Source organism: Bordetella pseudohinzii, from assembly GCF_000657795.2.
Lineage (GTDB): Bacteria > Pseudomonadota > Gammaproteobacteria > Burkholderiales > Burkholderiaceae_B > Bordetella > Bordetella pseudohinzii.
The window spans coordinates 92,420-108,062 of record NZ_JHEP02000016.1; the positions used below are offsets into that span (position 1 = coordinate 92,420).

At 66.8% G+C, this 15,643-nt stretch carries 13 protein-coding genes; 7 read left to right on the forward strand and 6 right to left on the reverse strand.

Annotated features, from left to right (window positions below):
• Positions 1-151: 151 nt before the first annotated feature.
• A complete protein-coding gene (locus L540_RS18300) occupies positions 152-754 on the reverse strand; it encodes a transglycosylase SLT domain-containing protein (protein WP_043214789.1) in 603 nt (200 codons plus the stop codon).
• Positions 755-1,002: 248 nt separating this feature from the next.
• Between L540_RS18300 and L540_RS18305 the strand changes: the two genes are divergently transcribed.
• Complete coding sequence (locus L540_RS18305) at positions 1,003-3,198, forward strand: TonB-dependent receptor (protein WP_043214788.1); 2,196 nt, start codon at positions 1,003-1,005, stop codon at positions 3,196-3,198.
• A gap of 55 nt (positions 3,199-3,253) precedes the next feature.
• Here L540_RS18305 and acnB read toward each other — a convergent pair whose 3' ends face one another.
• Entirely contained in the window at positions 3,254-5,845 is a 2,592-nt protein-coding gene (acnB, locus tag L540_RS18310) for a bifunctional aconitate hydratase 2/2-methylisocitrate dehydratase (RefSeq protein WP_043214787.1), read from the reverse strand.
• A 130-nt stretch (positions 5,846-5,975) separates the two neighbouring features.
• On the opposite strand from acnB, the gene L540_RS18315 reads away from it, so the two are divergent.
• Positions 5,976-6,608: a 3'-5' exonuclease gene (locus L540_RS18315; protein ID WP_180961707.1), complete on the forward strand. Its 633-nt coding sequence runs from the start codon at positions 5,976-5,978 to the stop codon at positions 6,606-6,608.
• Positions 6,595-6,942 carry a nucleotide pyrophosphohydrolase gene (locus L540_RS18320; RefSeq protein WP_043214786.1) on the forward strand — a complete coding sequence of 116 codons (348 nt, stop codon included), beginning with the start codon at positions 6,595-6,597 and terminating at the stop codon, positions 6,940-6,942. Before L540_RS18315 ends, L540_RS18320 begins: the two co-directional genes overlap by 14 nt.
• Here L540_RS18320 and L540_RS18325 read toward each other — a convergent pair.
• A complete protein-coding gene (locus L540_RS18325; RefSeq protein WP_043214783.1) occupies positions 6,939-7,229 on the reverse strand; it encodes an antibiotic biosynthesis monooxygenase family protein in 291 nt (96 codons plus the stop codon). The two genes, L540_RS18320 and L540_RS18325, sit on opposite strands and share 4 nt — an antisense overlap.
• Before the next feature lie 184 nt (positions 7,230-7,413).
• Between L540_RS18325 and L540_RS18330 the strand changes: the two genes are divergently transcribed.
• Together L540_RS18330 and L540_RS18335 are read left to right on the forward strand one after the other, a co-directional pair.
• Positions 7,414-8,295 (forward strand): EamA family transporter, encoded by an 882-nt coding sequence (locus L540_RS18330; RefSeq protein WP_043214781.1) that lies wholly within the window; start codon positions 7,414-7,416, stop codon positions 8,293-8,295.
• Positions 8,292-9,062 (forward strand): sulfite exporter TauE/SafE family protein, encoded by a 771-nt coding sequence (locus tag L540_RS18335; protein WP_043214778.1) that lies wholly within the window; start codon positions 8,292-8,294, stop codon positions 9,060-9,062. The genes L540_RS18330 and L540_RS18335 overlap by 4 nt, the downstream gene beginning before the upstream one ends.
• A 12-nt stretch (positions 9,063-9,074) precedes the next feature.
• On the opposite strand, the gene L540_RS18340 is transcribed toward L540_RS18335, so the two are convergent.
• Positions 9,075-11,456 (reverse strand): DUF3772 domain-containing protein, encoded by a 2,382-nt coding sequence (locus L540_RS18340; RefSeq protein WP_043214777.1) that lies wholly within the window; start codon positions 11,454-11,456, stop codon positions 9,075-9,077.
• 95 nt (positions 11,457-11,551) lie between these two features.
• Complete coding sequence (locus L540_RS18345) at positions 11,552-12,472, reverse strand: LysR family transcriptional regulator (protein WP_043214774.1); 921 nt, start codon at positions 12,470-12,472, stop codon at positions 11,552-11,554.
• A gap of 225 nt (positions 12,473-12,697) precedes the next feature.
• On the opposite strand from L540_RS18345, the gene L540_RS18350 reads away from it, so the two are divergent.
• Positions 12,698-14,215, forward strand: coding sequence for an acetyl-CoA hydrolase/transferase family protein (locus tag L540_RS18350; protein ID WP_043214770.1), 1,518 nt, complete (start codon positions 12,698-12,700; stop codon positions 14,213-14,215).
• A 31-nt stretch (positions 14,216-14,246) separates the two neighbouring features.
• Here the strand turns inward: L540_RS18350 and L540_RS18355 are convergent, their stop codons facing one another.
• Positions 14,247-15,197 carry a LysR substrate-binding domain-containing protein gene (locus tag L540_RS18355; protein ID WP_043214768.1) on the reverse strand — a complete coding sequence of 317 codons (951 nt, stop codon included), beginning with the start codon at positions 15,195-15,197 and terminating at the stop codon, positions 14,247-14,249.
• Positions 15,198-15,290: 93 nt separating this feature from the next.
• On the opposite strand from L540_RS18355, the gene L540_RS18360 reads away from it, so the two are divergent.
• A complete protein-coding gene (locus L540_RS18360) occupies positions 15,291-15,491 on the forward strand; it encodes a hypothetical protein (RefSeq protein WP_043214766.1) in 201 nt (66 codons plus the stop codon).
• The last annotated feature ends 152 nt before the right edge of the window (positions 15,492-15,643 follow it).

Below are 15,643 nucleotides of genomic sequence, written 5' to 3' on the forward strand. Positions count from 1 at the left end.
CCCGCATCGCCTTATGTCTTGTATCTTATATAAGACCTGGGGGGCGGTCAAAAGTTCGAGCGCCGGCAGGGCTGTGCGGCCTTCCCTGTCCCTCGCTGTCTATTATTACCAAGTTTCCATGACGCGCGGCTTGCTGCCGCGCAAACCGCGGCTAGAACAGCCAGCCGCCGCGGCCCAGCTCGCGCTCGCATTGCTTGTACTGCGCGCCGAAGCGCTCGGCGCGGGCCTGCACCTGGCGCGCCACCCGCTGCAGCCAGGCTTTGCGCTCGTAGCTGCGGTTGCGATAACCGGTCCAGCCTTCGTGGTAATTCAGGTATTGGCCATAGGCGTCCCATTTGGAGACGCCGTTGATGCGCTGGGTCTTGCTCATATACCAGCCCATGAAGTCCAGCGAGTCGGCGAAGTTGTCGCGGCTGGAGAACCAGCCGCCCGCCTCGCGCTTGTAGTCGCTCCAGGTTTCGTCCTTGGCCTGGGCATAGCCATAGGCCGAGCTTACCCGGCCCCAGGGGATGAAGCCGAGGAAGTAATAGCGCGGGGGCAGGGCGTCATGCCGGAAGCTGGATTCCTGGTACATCATGGCGATCGGCACCTGCACCGGCGCGCCCCATTTTTCCTGGACTTTCAGCGCGGCATCATGCCAGTCGGGTTTTTCGCGGAAGATGGCGCAGATGTTTTCCGGGTCGCCGGGCGGGCGCGTGCTGGCGCAGCCCGCGAGCGCGAGCAGGCAGAGCAGGAGGGCCAATCGTGCGGGCATCTTTCCACAAGTCGTATCCGTGAATGTCATCGGAATTCTAAGTGTTAATCCGCGCGGCCGCCGGCTTGCCCATGCCGGATGGGCGGATCGCCCTGTTGCGGCCTTGCGACGGCTTGCAACGAAAATAGGCCTACAAATGAGAATCATTCGTCATATTGGTTAATATCGGTCCAGGCCGGCATCGTATCGGCCCGGCGCGGCCCTGGCGGGCGCGTCCCCGGACAACTTGATTCAACACGGACGAAGCAATGAAGAAACTCCCCCGCGCCGCCTATCTGGCGGCTGCCCTGCCCTGGAGCGCCCTCCAGGCCCAATCGGCCCCGGCCGCCGACGCCTCCGTCACGCTGGGCTCGATCAAGGTCGAAGCCAGCGCCGACGCCTCGGCCGCGGGTCTGGCGCCCGCCTTCGACGGCGGGCAGGTCGCCACGGGCAGCCGCGCCGGCATCCTGGGCACGCGCGACAATCTCGAAACGCCGTTTTCCATGACCAGCTACACCAGCGAGCTGATCAAGGACCGCCAGGCGCGCAGCGTGGCCGACGTCCTGCAGAACGACCCGGGGGTGCGCATCGCGCGCGGTTTTGGCAACTTCCAGGAGTCATACTTCATCCGGGGCTTCATCCTGAGTTCCGAGGACGTGGCCTACAACGGCCTGTACGGCCTCATGCCGCGCCAATACATCTCGTCGGAGTTCTTCGAGCGCGTCGAGGTGCTGCGCGGCGCCTCCAACTTCCTGACGGGCACGCCGCCCACCGGCGGCGGCGTCGGCGGCGCCATCAACCTGGTGCCCAAGCGCGCGCCCAACGAGCCGCTCACCGAATTCACCACCGGCATCTCCTCCGGCGGCACGGCGCAGCTCTCGGCCGATATCGCGCGCCGCTTTGGCCCCGGCGACAGCACCGGGATCCGTGTCAACGTCGGCCAGCGCGGCGGCGAGAGCGGGGTCGATGGCGAATTCGGCCGCACCACCTCGGCCCTGGTCGGCCTGGATTGGCGCAATGACCGGGCCCGCCTGTCGGCCGATGTCGGCTATCAGTTCAACCGTATCAAGCGGGGCCGGCCCAACGTCACGCTGGCCGGCGATGCGGCCTCGGTGCCCGATGCGCCGCATGCCGGCAGCAACTATGCCCAGGACTGGAGCTATTCCAATGAGCGCGATGTCTTCGGCACCCTGCGCGGCGAGTACGACCTCAGCGACCAGCTGACGGCCTATGCCGCCTATGGCCATCGCGACAGCAAGGAAAAGAACTCCCTGGCCAATATCAACAACGTCGATGCCTCGGGCAACGGCCGCTTCTACCGCTTCGACAATGCCCGCAAGGACACGGTCGACACCGGCGAAATCGGCCTGCGGGCCAAGCTGGCCACGGGACCGGTCAAGCATGACATGGTGCTGGCGGCCTCCTACTTCGAACTGGAGAAGAAAAACGCCTACGCCATGGACTACACCAACACCACGGCGACCAATCTCTACAGTCCGGTGCGCATTGCCCAGCCCGCTTTCAGCGCCAAGACGCTGTTCGGCAACGATCTGGGCGACCCGGCCTTGAACGGCCGCGTGCGCATGACCAGCGTGGCCGTGGGCGATACGCTGGCGATGCTGGACGACCGTGTGCTGCTGACGCTGGGCCTGCGCCATCAGCGCCTGTACAGCCGCGACTTCGCCTACAACACGGGTGTGGGCTCCAAGGCCTACGATGAAAGCCGCAATTCGCCGGCCGCCGGCATCGTCTGGCGCGTCACGCCCGAGGTCTCGCTGTATGCCAACTATATCGAGGCCCTGACCGCGGGCGACACCGCGCCGGCCTATGCCAACGGCCTGCCCGTAACAAACGCGGGCGCCATGCTGCGCCCCTATGTGTCCAAGCAGAAAGAAGTGGGCATCAAGGTCGAGCGCGACGGCATTGGCGCTGGCCTGGCCTATTTCTCGACCGACAAGCCGCGCGCCTATGTCAATGCGCAGCAGACGTTCACGGAGTCGGGCAAGGATCGCCACCAGGGCGTCGAACTGACCTGGTACGGCCAGCTCACGCCCGGCGTGCGCGTGCTGGGCGGCATGACCTGGCTGGACGCCAAGCAGCGCTCCACCGGCAGCGCCGCCACGGACGGCAAGCGCGTGATCGGCGTGCCGGATTACCAGGCCAACCTGGGGGTGGAGTGGGATATCCCCGGCGTGGACGGTCTGACGGTCGACGGCCGCTTGGTGTACACCGGCGCTTCCTACGTCGATTCGGCCAACACCCTCAAGGCGCCCGGCTGGACCCGCCTGGACGCCGGCCTGCGTTATTCGACCGAGATCAGCGGCCACACCGTCATCTGGCGGGCCCGCGTCGAAAACATCGCCAACCGCGATTACTGGGCCTCGGTGGGCGGCTACCCCGGCAATGGCTATCTGGTGCTGGGCGCGCCGCGCACCTTCACCCTCACGGCCAGCATGGCCTTCTGATCCCTTACCCAAAAAAAAGCCCGCACATGCGTGCGGGCTTTTCGGGCTTGCCGGTTTAGACGGCGACCGAGTCGGCCACGTCCTTGTAGTCGGCGATCTGATCGAAGTTCAGGTATTTGTAGATCTGTTCGCCACTCTTGTTGATGACGCCCATATCCGCCAGATACTCTTCCTTCGTCGGGATGCGGCCCAGACGCGAGCAGATGGCCGCCAGCTCCGCCGAACCCAGGTAGACATTGGTGTTCTTGCCCAGGCGGTTCGGGAAGTTGCGGGTGCTGGTCGACATGACGGTCGCGCCTTCGCGCACCTGGGCCTGGTTGCCCATGCACAGCGAGCAGCCCGGCATTTCGGTGCGGGCGCCGGCGGTGCCGAAGACGCCGTAATGGCCTTCTTCGGTCAGCTGCTGGGCGTCCATCTTGGTCGGCGGAGCCACCCACAGCTTGACCGGGATGTCGCGCTTGCCTTCCAGCAGCTTGGACGCCGCGCGGAAGTGGCCGATATTGGTCATGCAGCTGCCGATGAACACTTCGTCGATCTTGGCGCCGGCGACTTCCGACAGCGTCTTGACGTCGTCGGGATCGTTCGGGCAGGCGACGATGGGTTCATGGATGTCGGCCAGGTCGATTTCGATCACGGCGGCGTATTCGGCGTCGGCGTCCGGCTCCAGCAGCTTGGGATCGGCCAGCCAGGCTTCCATGGCCTTGATGCGGCGCGAAATCGAGCGCTCATCTTCGTAGCCATTGGCGATCATCCACTTGAGCATCACGATGTTGCTGTTGATGTACTCGATGATCGGCTCTTTGTTCAGACGCACCGAGCAGCCGGCGGCGGAACGCTCGGCCGAGGCGTCGGAGAGTTCGAAAGCCTGTTCGACCTTCAGGTCCGGCAGACCTTCGATTTCGAGGATGCGGCCGGAGAAGATGTTCTTCTTGCCCTGCTTGGCGACCGTCAGCAGACCCTGCTTGATGGCGTACAGCGGGATGGCGTTGACCAGATCGCGCAGCGTCACGCCGGGCTGCATCTTGCCCTTGAAGCGGACCAGCACCGATTCCGGCATGTCCAGCGGCATGACGCCCGTGGCGGCCGCGAAGGCCACCAGGCCCGAGCCGGCCGGGAAGGAGATGCCGATGGGGAAGCGGGTGTGCGAGTCGCCGCCGGTGCCCACGGTGTCGGGCAGCAGCATGCGGTTGAGCCAGGAGTGGATCACGCCGTCGCCCGGGCGCAGCGAGATGCCGCCGCGGGTGCTGATGAACTGCGGCAGCGTGTGGTGCGTCTTGACATCCACGGGCTTGGGATAGGCGGCGGTGTGGCAGAAAGACTGCATTACCAGATCGGCCGAGAAGCCCAGGCAGGCCAGGTCCTTCAGCTCGTCGCGGGTCATGGGGCCGGTGGTGTCCTGGCTGCCCACCGAGGTCATCTTCGGCTCGCAGTAGGTGCCCGGGCGCACGCCCTGGCCTTCGGGCAGGCCGCAGGCGCGGCCGACCATCTTCTGGGCCAGGCTGAAACCGCGGCCGCTGTCGGCCGGGTTGGTGGGCAGGCGGAACAGCGTCGAGGCCGGCAGGCCCAGCGCTTCGCGGGCCTTGGCGGTCAGGCCGCGGCCGATGATCAGCGGGATGCGGCCGCCGGCGCGCACTTCGTCAAACAGCACATCCGACTTGACCTGGAATTCGGCGATGACTTCGCCGTTCTTCAGGGCCTTGCCGTCGTAGGGGCGCAGTTCGATGACATCGCCCATCTCCATCTTGGAGACATCCAGCTCGATGGGCAGGGCGCCGGCATCTTCCATGGTGTTGTAGAAGATGGGGGCGATCTTGCCGCCCAGGCACACGCCGCCGAAGCGCTTGTTCGGCACGAAGGGGATGTCTTCGCCGGTGAACCACAGCACCGAGTTGGTGGCCGACTTGCGCGAGGAGCCGGTGCCGACCACGTCGCCCACGTAGGCGACCAGGTGGCCTTTGTCCTTCAGCGACTCGATGAACTTGATCGGACCGCGCTTGCCGTCTTCCTCGGGCTGGAAGGCCGCGCCTTCGCGCTTGTTCTTCAGCATCGCCAGGGCGTGCATGGGGATGTCCGGACGGGTCGTCGCATCGGGGGCGGGCGACAGATCGTCGGTGTTGGTTTCGCCGGGCACCTTGAAGACCGTGATGGTCAGGCTCTGGGGCACTTCGGGGCGGCTGGTGAACCATTCGGCGTCGGCCCAGCTTTGCAGCACGGCGCGCGCATTGGCGTTGCCCTTGTCCGCCTTTTCCTTCACGTCATGGAAGGCGTCGAACATCAGCAGCGTTTTCTTCAGGCCGTTGGCGGCAACCGTGCCCACCTCGGCGTCGTCCAGCAGATCGATCAGCGGGCCGATGTTGTAGCCGCCGAGCATGGTGCCCAGCAGTTCGGTCGCCTTGGCGCGGCTGATCAGCGCACACGATTCCTTGCCCAGCGCGACGGCGGCCAGATAGGAAGCCTTGACCTTGGCGGCGTCGTCCACGCCGGCCGGGACGCGATGCGTCAACAGCTCCAGCAGGAACTGTTCCTCGCCAGCGGGCGGATTCTTCAGCAGTTCGATCAGGTCGGCGGTTTGTTGGGCGGAAAGCGGCAGCGGGGGGATGCCCAGCGCGGCGCGTTCAGCCACATGTTGGCGATACGTTTCCAGCATGAGAAGCCTGCGTAGTGTCGGTTGGTGGGAAGTGTGGGCATTTTAGAACCAACCGGCGGCCGCAAGCAAATGTCTTATATCTTATATAAGACCTGTGGTCTGCGCGCCACGCCGGCCGGGCCGCCCTACAATGGCGGCTTTCTTTGTTCGGCCGGGGTTGGACTTGCCATATTTTCCTGCGCAGCGCCGTCGCGCGCCCGCCAGCGACACCTCCCGCGCCCTGGCGGCGCTGGGCGGAGAATTCGTGGTCGCCGACTTGGAGACGACCGGATTGTCGGCCGCCTCCTGCGAAATACTCGAGTTCGCCGCCGTGGCGGTCGATATCGAGGGGCGGATCACGCGGGAGTACAGCCAGGTCGTGCGCATCAGCGGCAGCGTGCCCAGCTTCATCGCCCGCTTGACCGGCATATCGCAGCAAGAGGTCGTCCAGCACGGCCAGCCCATCGAGCAGGCTTTCGGGGCTTTCCGCGAATTCGTCGGCGCCGCGCCGGTGTTTTTCCACAATGCGGCTTTCGATACGCGCTTCCTGCTCGCCACCTCCCGGCGCTGCGGCCTGCCGTTCGACAACGAGACCTATTGCACGCTGATGCTGGCGCGCCGCGCCTGGCCCGAGCTGCCCTCGCACAAACTGGGCATCCTGGCCGAGCACTTGGGCGCGTCCACCCCCACCCACCGGGCCCTGGCCGACGTGCGCACCACGGTGGCCGTCGCCCTGGCCGCGCGCGCCCGCCTGGCCGCCGGGAGTTCCCATGTCGGACCTTGAATCGATCAAGCTGGCCCTGCGGCGTTTTACCGCCGAGCGCGAATGGCAGCCCTTCCACACGCCCAAGAACCTGGCCATGGCCCTGGCGGGCGAGGCCGGCGAACTGGTCGCGGTTTTTCAGTGGCTGACCGAAGCGCAGTCGCGCGCCCTGGACGAGCGCCAGCGCGAAGCGGCGATGGACGAAATCGCCGACGTCCAGATGTATCTGGTGGCCCTGGCCGACCAGCTGGGCGTGGATATCGCCCAGGCGGTCGAGCGCAAGATGGTCAAGAACGCCGCCAAATATCCCGCCGAGGCGTTTCGCGGCAGCGCCCGCAAATACAACCAGGACTAGATGATCTGGGCCTCGTGATGGACCTGGGGTGGGGCGGCGAAGTACTCGCCCACCAGCCGGCGCCACTCCTGGAAGTTCGCCGAATTGCGGAAATCCACCATATGGTGGTCCACGGTCTCCCATTGCACCACCAGGGTGTAATCCTGCGCCGACTCTTCCCAACGATGCAGCTCCACGCCGTGACAGCCCTTGGCGCGCAGAAACAGGGGCACGGCCGCCTTGACGCCGGCCTCGAAGGCGGCTTCCTGGCCGGCCTTGACGCGAATACTGGCAATTTCCTGGATCACGACAGATCTCCCTGAAAGGCGGCCTGCGGGCCGCGGGTCCGGCCATCCTAGCGTGAACCCGGCATCGCTGCCTATGGGGCGCCTCGCCAAGGCTTGCTGAACGCAGGCTGAAAGCCTCGCCAGCGAGGGGGGCGGCACTTCTGTACACTCGGTTCCTTTCTCACCCGCCGCCTGCCGCGCCGCCATGCCATTCACCCATTTGTTGCTGGCCCTGATCGTGGTCTTCATCTGGGGCACCAACTTCGTTGTCATCAAGTGGGGACTGGCCGACTTTCCGCCCTTTCTGTTCGCCGCCTTGCGCTTTGTGCTCTGTGTCCTGCCCTGGCTGTTTTTTTTCCGGCGCCCCAAGGTGTCATGGTCGGCCCTGGCCGCGGTGGGGGTCCTGCTGGGCGCGGGTCAATTCAGCCTGCTCTATTGGGCCATGCAGGGCAGTATTTCGCCAGGCCTGGCATCCCTGGTCGCGCAATCGCAGGTGTTCTTCACCATCATGCTGGCCGTGATGCTGACCGGCGAGCGGCCGCGCGCGGCGCAATATGCCGCCCTGGGCCTGGCCGTGGCCGGTTATCTGCTCGTGGCCTGGCATAGCGTGGCGGATCCCGCCGCCGCCGTCACCCTGGGCGGCCTGGGCCTGGTGCTGGCCGCCGGCCTGTGCTGGGCCTGCGCCAACACCGTGGTGCGCGGCGTGGGCCGGGTGAACATGGGGGCCTTCATGGTCTGGAGCAGTGTGTTCGCCATTCCGCCGGTGCTGGCCATCAGCCTGGCCGTCGAAGGGCCGGCGCGTATCGCCGACGCTCTCGCCCACGCCAGCTGGCCGGGCTGGGCGGCCGTGTTCTGGCAGGCCGTGGGCAATACCGTCGTCGGCTTCGGCGCCTGGAACTGGCTGCTGGTGCGTCATCCGGCCGCGCTCGTCACGCCGCTGGCCCTGCTGGTGCCCGTGTTCGGCATGCTCTCGTCCACGCTGCTGCTGGCCGAGCCCCTGCCCGCGTGGAAAATCCTCGCGGCCCTCCTGGTCATGGGCGGGCTGGCCTTGAACATCCATGCCGGCCGGCGCGGAGCGCGCGCATGACGCCGACCCAGCATCTGCTCTTTCTGCTGGCCGTCGCGGTGGCGACCTATGCCCAGACCATGACGGGCTTTGCCTTCGGCCTGGTGCTGCTTGGCCTGTCCAGCCTGTTCGCGCTGGCGCCGCTGCCCGATATGTCCAATACCGTCAGCATCCTGACGCTGATCAATGCCCTGGTGGCCATCGGCCGCAGCCGGCCCCATGTGGACTGGACCCTCTTGCGGCCCGCCCTGATCAGCAGCCTGATCGGCGTGGGCCTGGGGGTCGCGGCCCTGGATCTCATCCATGGCCGCATGTCGGTGATTCTGCAATGGCTGCTGGGACTGACCATCCTGGTCTGCGCCTTCATGCTGGTGATGCAGGCCCGCCAGCTGGCCCGCGTGTCGCGCAAACCGGTTTTCGTCTTTTTCGGCATTATTTCCGGCCTGCTGGGCGGCCTGTTTTCCAGCGCCGGGCCGCCCATGGTCTACCAGCTCTACCGCCAGCCCCTGCCGCTGGCCGTCATCCGCAACTCGCTGCTGGTGATTTTCGCGGCCAATGCCGTCGTGCGCCTGAGCCTGGTGACCTGGCAGGGCAGCATCCACGCCAATACCCTGTGGATGAGCCTGGAAGCCTTTCCCATCGTGGTCGTCCTGACCTGGCTGGTGCGCCGCTTTGCGTCGGCCGATTCCATCAAGACGGTCAAGCGCATGGTCTTCGTGCTCTTGATCGCGGCCGGCTTGGGTCTGTTCGTGCCGGCCTCGCGCACCCTGCTGAACATGGTCTTCTAGCGGGCGCAGCGCCTATTGCGGCGCGGCCGCGCTGGTCTCGGGCGGACGCGGCGGCTCGGCGCCGGGCTCGGTGCGCAGCAGCATGGTGCTGGGCGGCGCCATGTCCAGGCCCGCCCCGGCCAGGCGGCCGAGAATCTCGAACAGCAGGGCGCTGCGCACCCCGTAGGCCGAGCGCGGCGAACTGACATAGCCCTTGGCGTTGAACATCAGGTGGCCGTTGTCGATGCCGTCCAGGAACACATTGGGCGCGGGCGCCTCCAGGATGTCCTCATGGGCGCCGAAAGCCTCCAGCATGATCTCGCGCACCCGCTGGGCGTCGGTCGACAAGGGCATGGGCAGCTTGATCTGCACCAGGCCGAGCGGATTGGCGTGGGTCACATTGCGCACGGTCTTGGTGATGAACTCGGAATTCGGCACGATGACCGTCGAGCGGTCGCTCATCTGGATTTCGGTGGCGCGCACATTGATGCGCTGGATGTCGCCCTCGATGCCGCCCAGCGAGACCCAGTCTCCCACCTTGACCGGCCGCTCGGCCAGCAGGATGAGGCCGGACACGAAATTCTGCACGACGGCCTGCAGGCCGAAACCTATCCCCACCGACAGCGCGCTGGCGATCCAGGCCACGCGCTCCAGGCCTATGCCCAGCGCCGACAGCGCCAGGGCGACCGAGATCACCACGCCCGCATAGCCGAACAGCGTGGCGGCCGAGCTCTGCATGCCCGGGTCCAGCTCGGTGGTGGGCAGATAGCGGGTCGACAGCCAGCGCTTGAGCAGGCGCACCGACAGCAGCGCCAGCGCCAGGACCAGCAAGGCCTGCGCGACGGCGCCCGGGCGGATCTGCACCTCGCCGATCTGCAGGCCCTTGTACAGCTGGTCCAGGCGGTGCAGCAGGTCGGCGGGCGCTTCGCCAAACGGGGCGAGCAGGAGCACGGCGGCGACCAGGATGGCCATCAGCCGGCCGACGCCGGACAGCAGCACGGCGGCCTGGCCGCGCAAGCGGGTCTGCAACGTGGGCGGTTCGTCCTTGACCGGCCCGCCGACCAGGGTGGTGAAACCGTCATCGATCAGGACCGACGCCAGATAGGTCGTGGCGAAGACAACCACGGTCCACATGGCCTGGCGGACCAGGAAACTGCCCAGCGCCGCGTAGCCGGTCAACAGCGCCAGCAGGCTCAGGGCCAGCACGATCCAGGCCACGGTGTTCAGGGCCGCCAGCCAGAACGGCCGGGCCGGCGGCGTTTCGCTCAGGCCGCGCCGCAGCCGTTCGGCCCGCGTCAGCGCCGCCATCAACGCCAGCGCCATGATGCCCGCCGCCAGGCTGTTCAGCGCGATCGTTCCGGTCAGGCTGGCATTGATCAGCACCGGCAGGCGCTCGGCCAGCCAGGCGGCCACCACCAGCACGCCCAGCGTCAAGGGCAGCCAGCGCAGGCCGTCGGCGATGGCGTCGGGCAGGGGCGGCAGGCGCCATGAGGGCCGATGGATGGACAGCAGGGCATAGCCCAGGCCGGCCACGAAACCGCCGAAGGCCGCCATCTCCACCAGGCTGGTGAGCAGGGTCTGTGTGTCGTCGGCGACCTCGCCGTGCCAAGTCAGGCCGATCACGGCCAGTTCGGCCACCAGCGCGGGCGTGACGGTGGACAGCGCCACGACGGCGACCGCCAGCACCGAGCGCCGCAGGCGGCCGGCCGGCACGCGGGTCGCGGTCAGTTTCAGGAGCAGGCGGCCGGTCCAATAGCGCAGCCCCACCACGGCGGCCACCAGCAGGATGAGCGCCGTCCAGACCCAGGACGGCGTGCTGCCGATCATGTTCTTGATGTCGTCGAACAGATCGTCCAGCCGCGCCAGGTCGCGCGGCAGCTCGCCGCGCAGTTCGGACCAGAAGCCCGACGACAGCAGCGAGCCGCGGCGCTCGCCCAGCCGGGCCTGGAACTGGGTGCGCCGCAGGGCCGAAATCTGTTCGGCGGTCTGCGCGGCCTCGACCGACAGCAGGCGCGCCAGCTTGAGCTGGGCGTCGAGATTGCGGTTGTTTTTTTCCAGTTGGGCGCGCTGCGCGGCGACGTCCGGGGTGTCCTTGCCCCCGGCGGGCACCGGGCCGAGTTCGGTCAGCCGCGCCGCGACGCTGGCCTGCTGAGGCGCCAGCGCCTCGGCGATGGCGTCGGCCTGGGTCTGGATTTCCAGGGCCTGGCCGCGGCGCTTGACCAGCACATCGTCGTTGGTTTGCTCATCCAGGTCTTTGCGTAGCGCGTCGATGTCCTTGCGGGCTTGGGACAAGGTGGCCTCGGCATCGGCCACCGTCGCCGGCGGTTGGGCCCAGGCCGCGGCGCCCAGCGCCAGCCACAGGACGACGAACAGGCGCATGCAGATCGTGCGCCAAAAATAAAGGGTCGGATTCATTATCAATGCTCAATGACTGAGCCAGCATAGCAAGCGCCAGGCTGCGCCGTGCAACAAGACGCCCGGGCGGTGCAACAAGACATGTCGGGCGCAGTTTACGCCTGCGCGGCCGCCTGGGCGCGAGACCGGCCGCGCGTGCCCAGCACGGACTCGCAGACCTCCAGCCAGGCGCGGGCCGCATAGGAAAGATAGCGGTCGCGGACCCAGATATGGCCGACCTCCCATTGCACGCCGGACCGCGCCAGCCGCGCCGTGCTCAGGCCGCGTGTTTTCAGGCGCTGCACCAGCGGTTCGGGCAGGATGGCCGTGCCCAGGCCCGAGCCGGCCATCGCGGCCAGGAAGTCCCAGTGCGCGCTCTGCGCGGCGACCTGGGGCTCGAAGCCCGCGGACTCGCAGGCCTGGCGCAGCCGCCGCGTGAGCGCGAAGTCTTCCGTGGGGATGAGCAGCGGCACCTCGCGCAGCGCGCCCAGGGGCAGGGTGGCCTTGCCCGCCCAGGCGGCATCGGCCGGGCCCACGGCCCAAAGCGGATAGCTGCCGAAACGCCGGGCCTGCAGCGGGCCCGGCGCGGCCACTGGCAAGACGGTGGCCCCCACTTCGAGCTCGCCGGCGGCCACCAGTCTTTCGACGGCCTGGCCCGTGCCTTCGCGCAGGCTGAGCCGGATCTGGGGATGACGCTCCCGGAAGCGCTGCACGACGGGAATGAAGAGCAGATTGATCATCGGCGGGATCCCGACTTCGAGTTCGCCGCGCTCCAGGTCCACCGCCTGGCGGACCTCGGCGCTCAATTGGCGCATGGCGCCCAGGATATGCAGGCCGCGCTCGTAGACGATGCGCCCGGTGTCGGTCGGCCTGGCCGTATGGCCGTCGCGGATCAACAGCGGCGTGCCGACCTCGTCCTCCAGCTGCCGGATCATCTTGCTGACCGTGGACTGGGTGACGAACAGTTTCTTGGCCGCCTGCGTGAAGCTGGCGCAACTGACGGTCTCTACGAAATAGCGCAGCGCGCGGACGTCCATAAGCGGTAATGATGAAAAAAACGACTGATTTTGATGATTTTAAGTCATTACGAGATTCTTCTGCACATTTCTATACTCCGTTCAACACGTCGTCGGCCGGCCAGAAGCCCGTCGATGGCGAATCGGAAAACGCCGCGCAAGACGGTGTCCAGGCATGTGGAGACCCTGACTGTCAGCAACGTGCCGTGGGCGCGCGTCGGCCGGCACCAGAAGTCTGGAGACACCATGGACCTCGATCGTATCCGTCACGCCGGCCTGCGCTCGCGTGTGACGACTGCCCAGGCCGCCGCCGAACTGATCCAGAACGGCATGACGGTCGGCATGAGCGGCTTTACCCGGGCCGGCGACTGCAAGGCCGTGCCGGCGGCGCTGGCCGAACGCGCCGAAAAACATCCCCTGCAGATCACGCTGATCACCGGCGCTTCGCTGGGGCACGATACGGACAAACTGCTGGCCGAGGCCGGCGTTCTGGCGCGCCGCCTGCCTTTCCAGGTCGACACCACGCTGCGCCGCAAGATCAACCGGGGCGAGATCCGCTTCATCGATCAGCATCTGTCGGAGACCGCCGAACAGCTGCGCGCCGGCCATATTGGCCCGGTCGACGTGGCCATCATCGAGGCGGCCGCCATCACCGAGGACGGCGGCATCGTGCCGACCATGTCGGTGGGCAATTCGGCCTCCTTCGCGGAACAGGCCGGCATCGTGATCATCGAAATCAACGAAAGCGTGCCGGCCGCGATCGAAGGTCTGCACGACATCTATGTGCCCGCCGCCCATGGCCGGCGCGAACCGCTCGCGCTGGTCGCGCCCGACCAGCGCATCGGCGGCACGGCCATCCACGTCGATCCTGAAAAGATCGCGGCCATTGTGTTCACGCGCGCGCCGGACAGCCCCTCCAATGCCCTGCCGCCTGACGAAGAAACCGGCCAGATCGCCGGGCATATCGTCCGCTTTCTTGAGGGCGAAGTGGCCGCGGGCCGTCTGACGCCGTCGCTGCTGCCCCTGCAGGCCGGCATCGGCACCATCGCCAACGCGGTGCTGCATGGCTTTGGCGAAGCCGCCTTCGAAGGCATGACCATGTATTCCGAGGTGCTGCAGGACAGCGCCATCGCCCTGCTCGACAGCGGCAAGCTCGCTTTTGCTTCGGCCTCGTCCATCACGGTGTCGCAGCCGGTCTACCAGCGCCTGCTCGACAACATGGCGCACTATCGCGACCGCCTCGTGCTGCGTCCGCAGGAAATCAGCAACGCGCCCGAGATCGTGCGCCGTCTGGGCATCATCGCCATCAATACCGCGCTGGAGTTCGACATCTACGGCAATGTGAATTCCACGCATGTGGGCGGCACGCACATGATGAACGGCATCGGCGGCTCGGGCGACTTCGCGCGCAACGCGCACCTGGCCATCTTCGTCAGCAAGTCCATGGCGAAAAACGGCGATATCTCCAGCGTGGTGCCCATGGTGGCCCATGTCGATCACAATGAGCACGATGTCGACATCCTCGTGACCGAATGCGGGCTGGCCGATCTGCGCGGCCTGGCCCCGCGCGAGCGCGCGCAGGCCATCATCGACAACTGCGTGCATCCCTCCTATCGTCCCGCGCTGCAAGACTATTTCGACCGCGCCTGTCAGCGGGGCGGCCAGACGCCGCATCTGCTGGAAGAAGCCTTCTCCTGGCACCAGCGCTACAACGAAACCGATTCGATGCGCCAGCCTCTGCCCGCGGCCAGGCGCGTGGCCTGATCGACGTCTCCGGAGCGCCTTGCGCGCGCTTTCAAGGGCCCGACGGGCCCTTTTTTTGCGCCGGTTTGCCTGCGTTGGCCGCCAGCTCCGCGCGGGCCAGGGCGATTTCTTCCCGCAGCCACAGGCGCAGGGCCGCAAGCGGCGGCCAATCCTGCAGGGCAGGGCGGCAGACCAGATGGTAGGTATACCGCTCCTCATAGGGAATCGACATGGGGAAAAGCCGCAGCAGCCGACCGTCGCGCAGCGCGTCCGCGGCCAGCAATTCGCGCGCCAGCGCCAGGCCAAGGCCCTGTTCGGCCGCCTGCAGCAGCAGGCCGGCGTCATTGAAGACGGCCACGGGCGTCACGCGGGCAGCGACGCCGCAGGCCTGGAACCAGGCTTCCCATAGCGCGCGCTCGCCCAGCAGCGGCTCGGTCACGATGCGGGCGGGGGCGGCGCCCGCCAGGCGCCTGGCCGTGGCCGGGGAGGCCACCACGACCAGGCGCATGGGAACCTGGAACAGGGGCTCGGAAACGACGCCCGGCCACAGGCCCTCGCCATAGCGCAGCGCGGCATGGAAATCCTCTCGTTGCAGGTCGACCAGGTTCTGCGAGGCTTCGATCTCCAGCGAAATATCCGGATGGCGCTGGCGCCAGCGCGCCATGCGCGGCAGCAGCCAGCGCTGGGCAAAAGATGGCAGCACGCTCACCCGCAGGCGCAATGCGCCCTCCTGCGCCGCGGCGGCGGCCGCCAGGGCGCTTTCGTCCAATTGCGCCAAGGCCGGCGTGACGCCGCGCAGCAAGGCCGCCCCGGCCGCATTCAGGCGCAGGCGGCGGCCCTGCCGGTCGAAGAGGGCGAAACCCAGCTGCTCTTCCAGATGCCGGATCTGCTGGCTGATGGCGCTATGCGTCAGATGCAGGCGTTCGCCGGCGGCGCGCAGATTCTGCAACTCCGCGACGACACGAAAGACCGGCAGGGTGTTCAAAGGCAGGCGGCTGGGCATATTGGTTAGCTTAACTTACCAATATGGCAAAAACAATGCGATTCCGTCCAAACGCCTGGATGGCTACGCTGAACAACATCTTGAGGAGCCATCATGAACGACAGCACATTGCCCGCCCCGGCGATCAGGCCCGGCATCTGGCGCCTATGTCTGGCCTGGCTGCGGGGGCAGGGCGCCTCCGTGGAGGAGCTGGACAGCCATATGCTCAAGGATATGGGCTTGCAGGCCTCCCTGCAGCACGATATCGAGCGCCTGCGCTTCCTCCAGGGGACGCATCATCCGCAGATCTGGTGAACTGTTCTATCTATATAGGTAGATGCGGGTTCCGCCATGGCCTAGGGCTATCCCTGTCAGGGCAACTACCAGTGCTGTTTTGACAGTTCAAAAAAGCGTGCTATAGTTCGCCCCCTCGCAACACAGACAGCAACGCAGACGCGGCGCGGTAG

Coding starts and splice junctions, on each gene's coding strand:
- L540_RS18300 (WP_043214789.1), bottom strand. CDS start 754: ATGCCCGCACGATTGGCCCTCCTGCTCTGCCTGCTCGCGCTCGCGGGC.
- L540_RS18335 (WP_043214778.1), top strand. CDS start 8,292: ATGACGCCGACCCAGCATCTGCTCTTTCTGCTGGCCGTCGCGGTGGCG.
- L540_RS18330 (WP_043214781.1), top strand. CDS start 7,414: ATGCCATTCACCCATTTGTTGCTGGCCCTGATCGTGGTCTTCATCTGG.
- L540_RS18340 (WP_043214777.1), bottom strand. CDS start 11,456: ATGAATCCGACCCTTTATTTTTGGCGCACGATCTGCATGCGCCTGTTC.
- L540_RS18355 (WP_043214768.1), bottom strand. CDS start 15,197: ATGCCCAGCCGCCTGCCTTTGAACACCCTGCCGGTCTTTCGTGTCGTC.
- acnB (WP_043214787.1), bottom strand. CDS start 5,845: ATGCTGGAAACGTATCGCCAACATGTGGCTGAACGCGCCGCGCTGGGC.
- L540_RS18315 (WP_180961707.1), top strand. CDS start 5,976: ATGGCGGCTTTCTTTGTTCGGCCGGGGTTGGACTTGCCATATTTTCCT.
- L540_RS18320 (WP_043214786.1), top strand. CDS start 6,595: ATGTCGGACCTTGAATCGATCAAGCTGGCCCTGCGGCGTTTTACCGCC.
- L540_RS18350 (WP_043214770.1), top strand. CDS start 12,698: ATGGACCTCGATCGTATCCGTCACGCCGGCCTGCGCTCGCGTGTGACG.
- L540_RS18360 (WP_043214766.1), top strand. CDS start 15,291: ATGAACGACAGCACATTGCCCGCCCCGGCGATCAGGCCCGGCATCTGG.
- L540_RS18305 (WP_043214788.1), top strand. CDS start 1,003: ATGAAGAAACTCCCCCGCGCCGCCTATCTGGCGGCTGCCCTGCCCTGG.
- L540_RS18345 (WP_043214774.1), bottom strand. CDS start 12,472: ATGGACGTCCGCGCGCTGCGCTATTTCGTAGAGACCGTCAGTTGCGCC.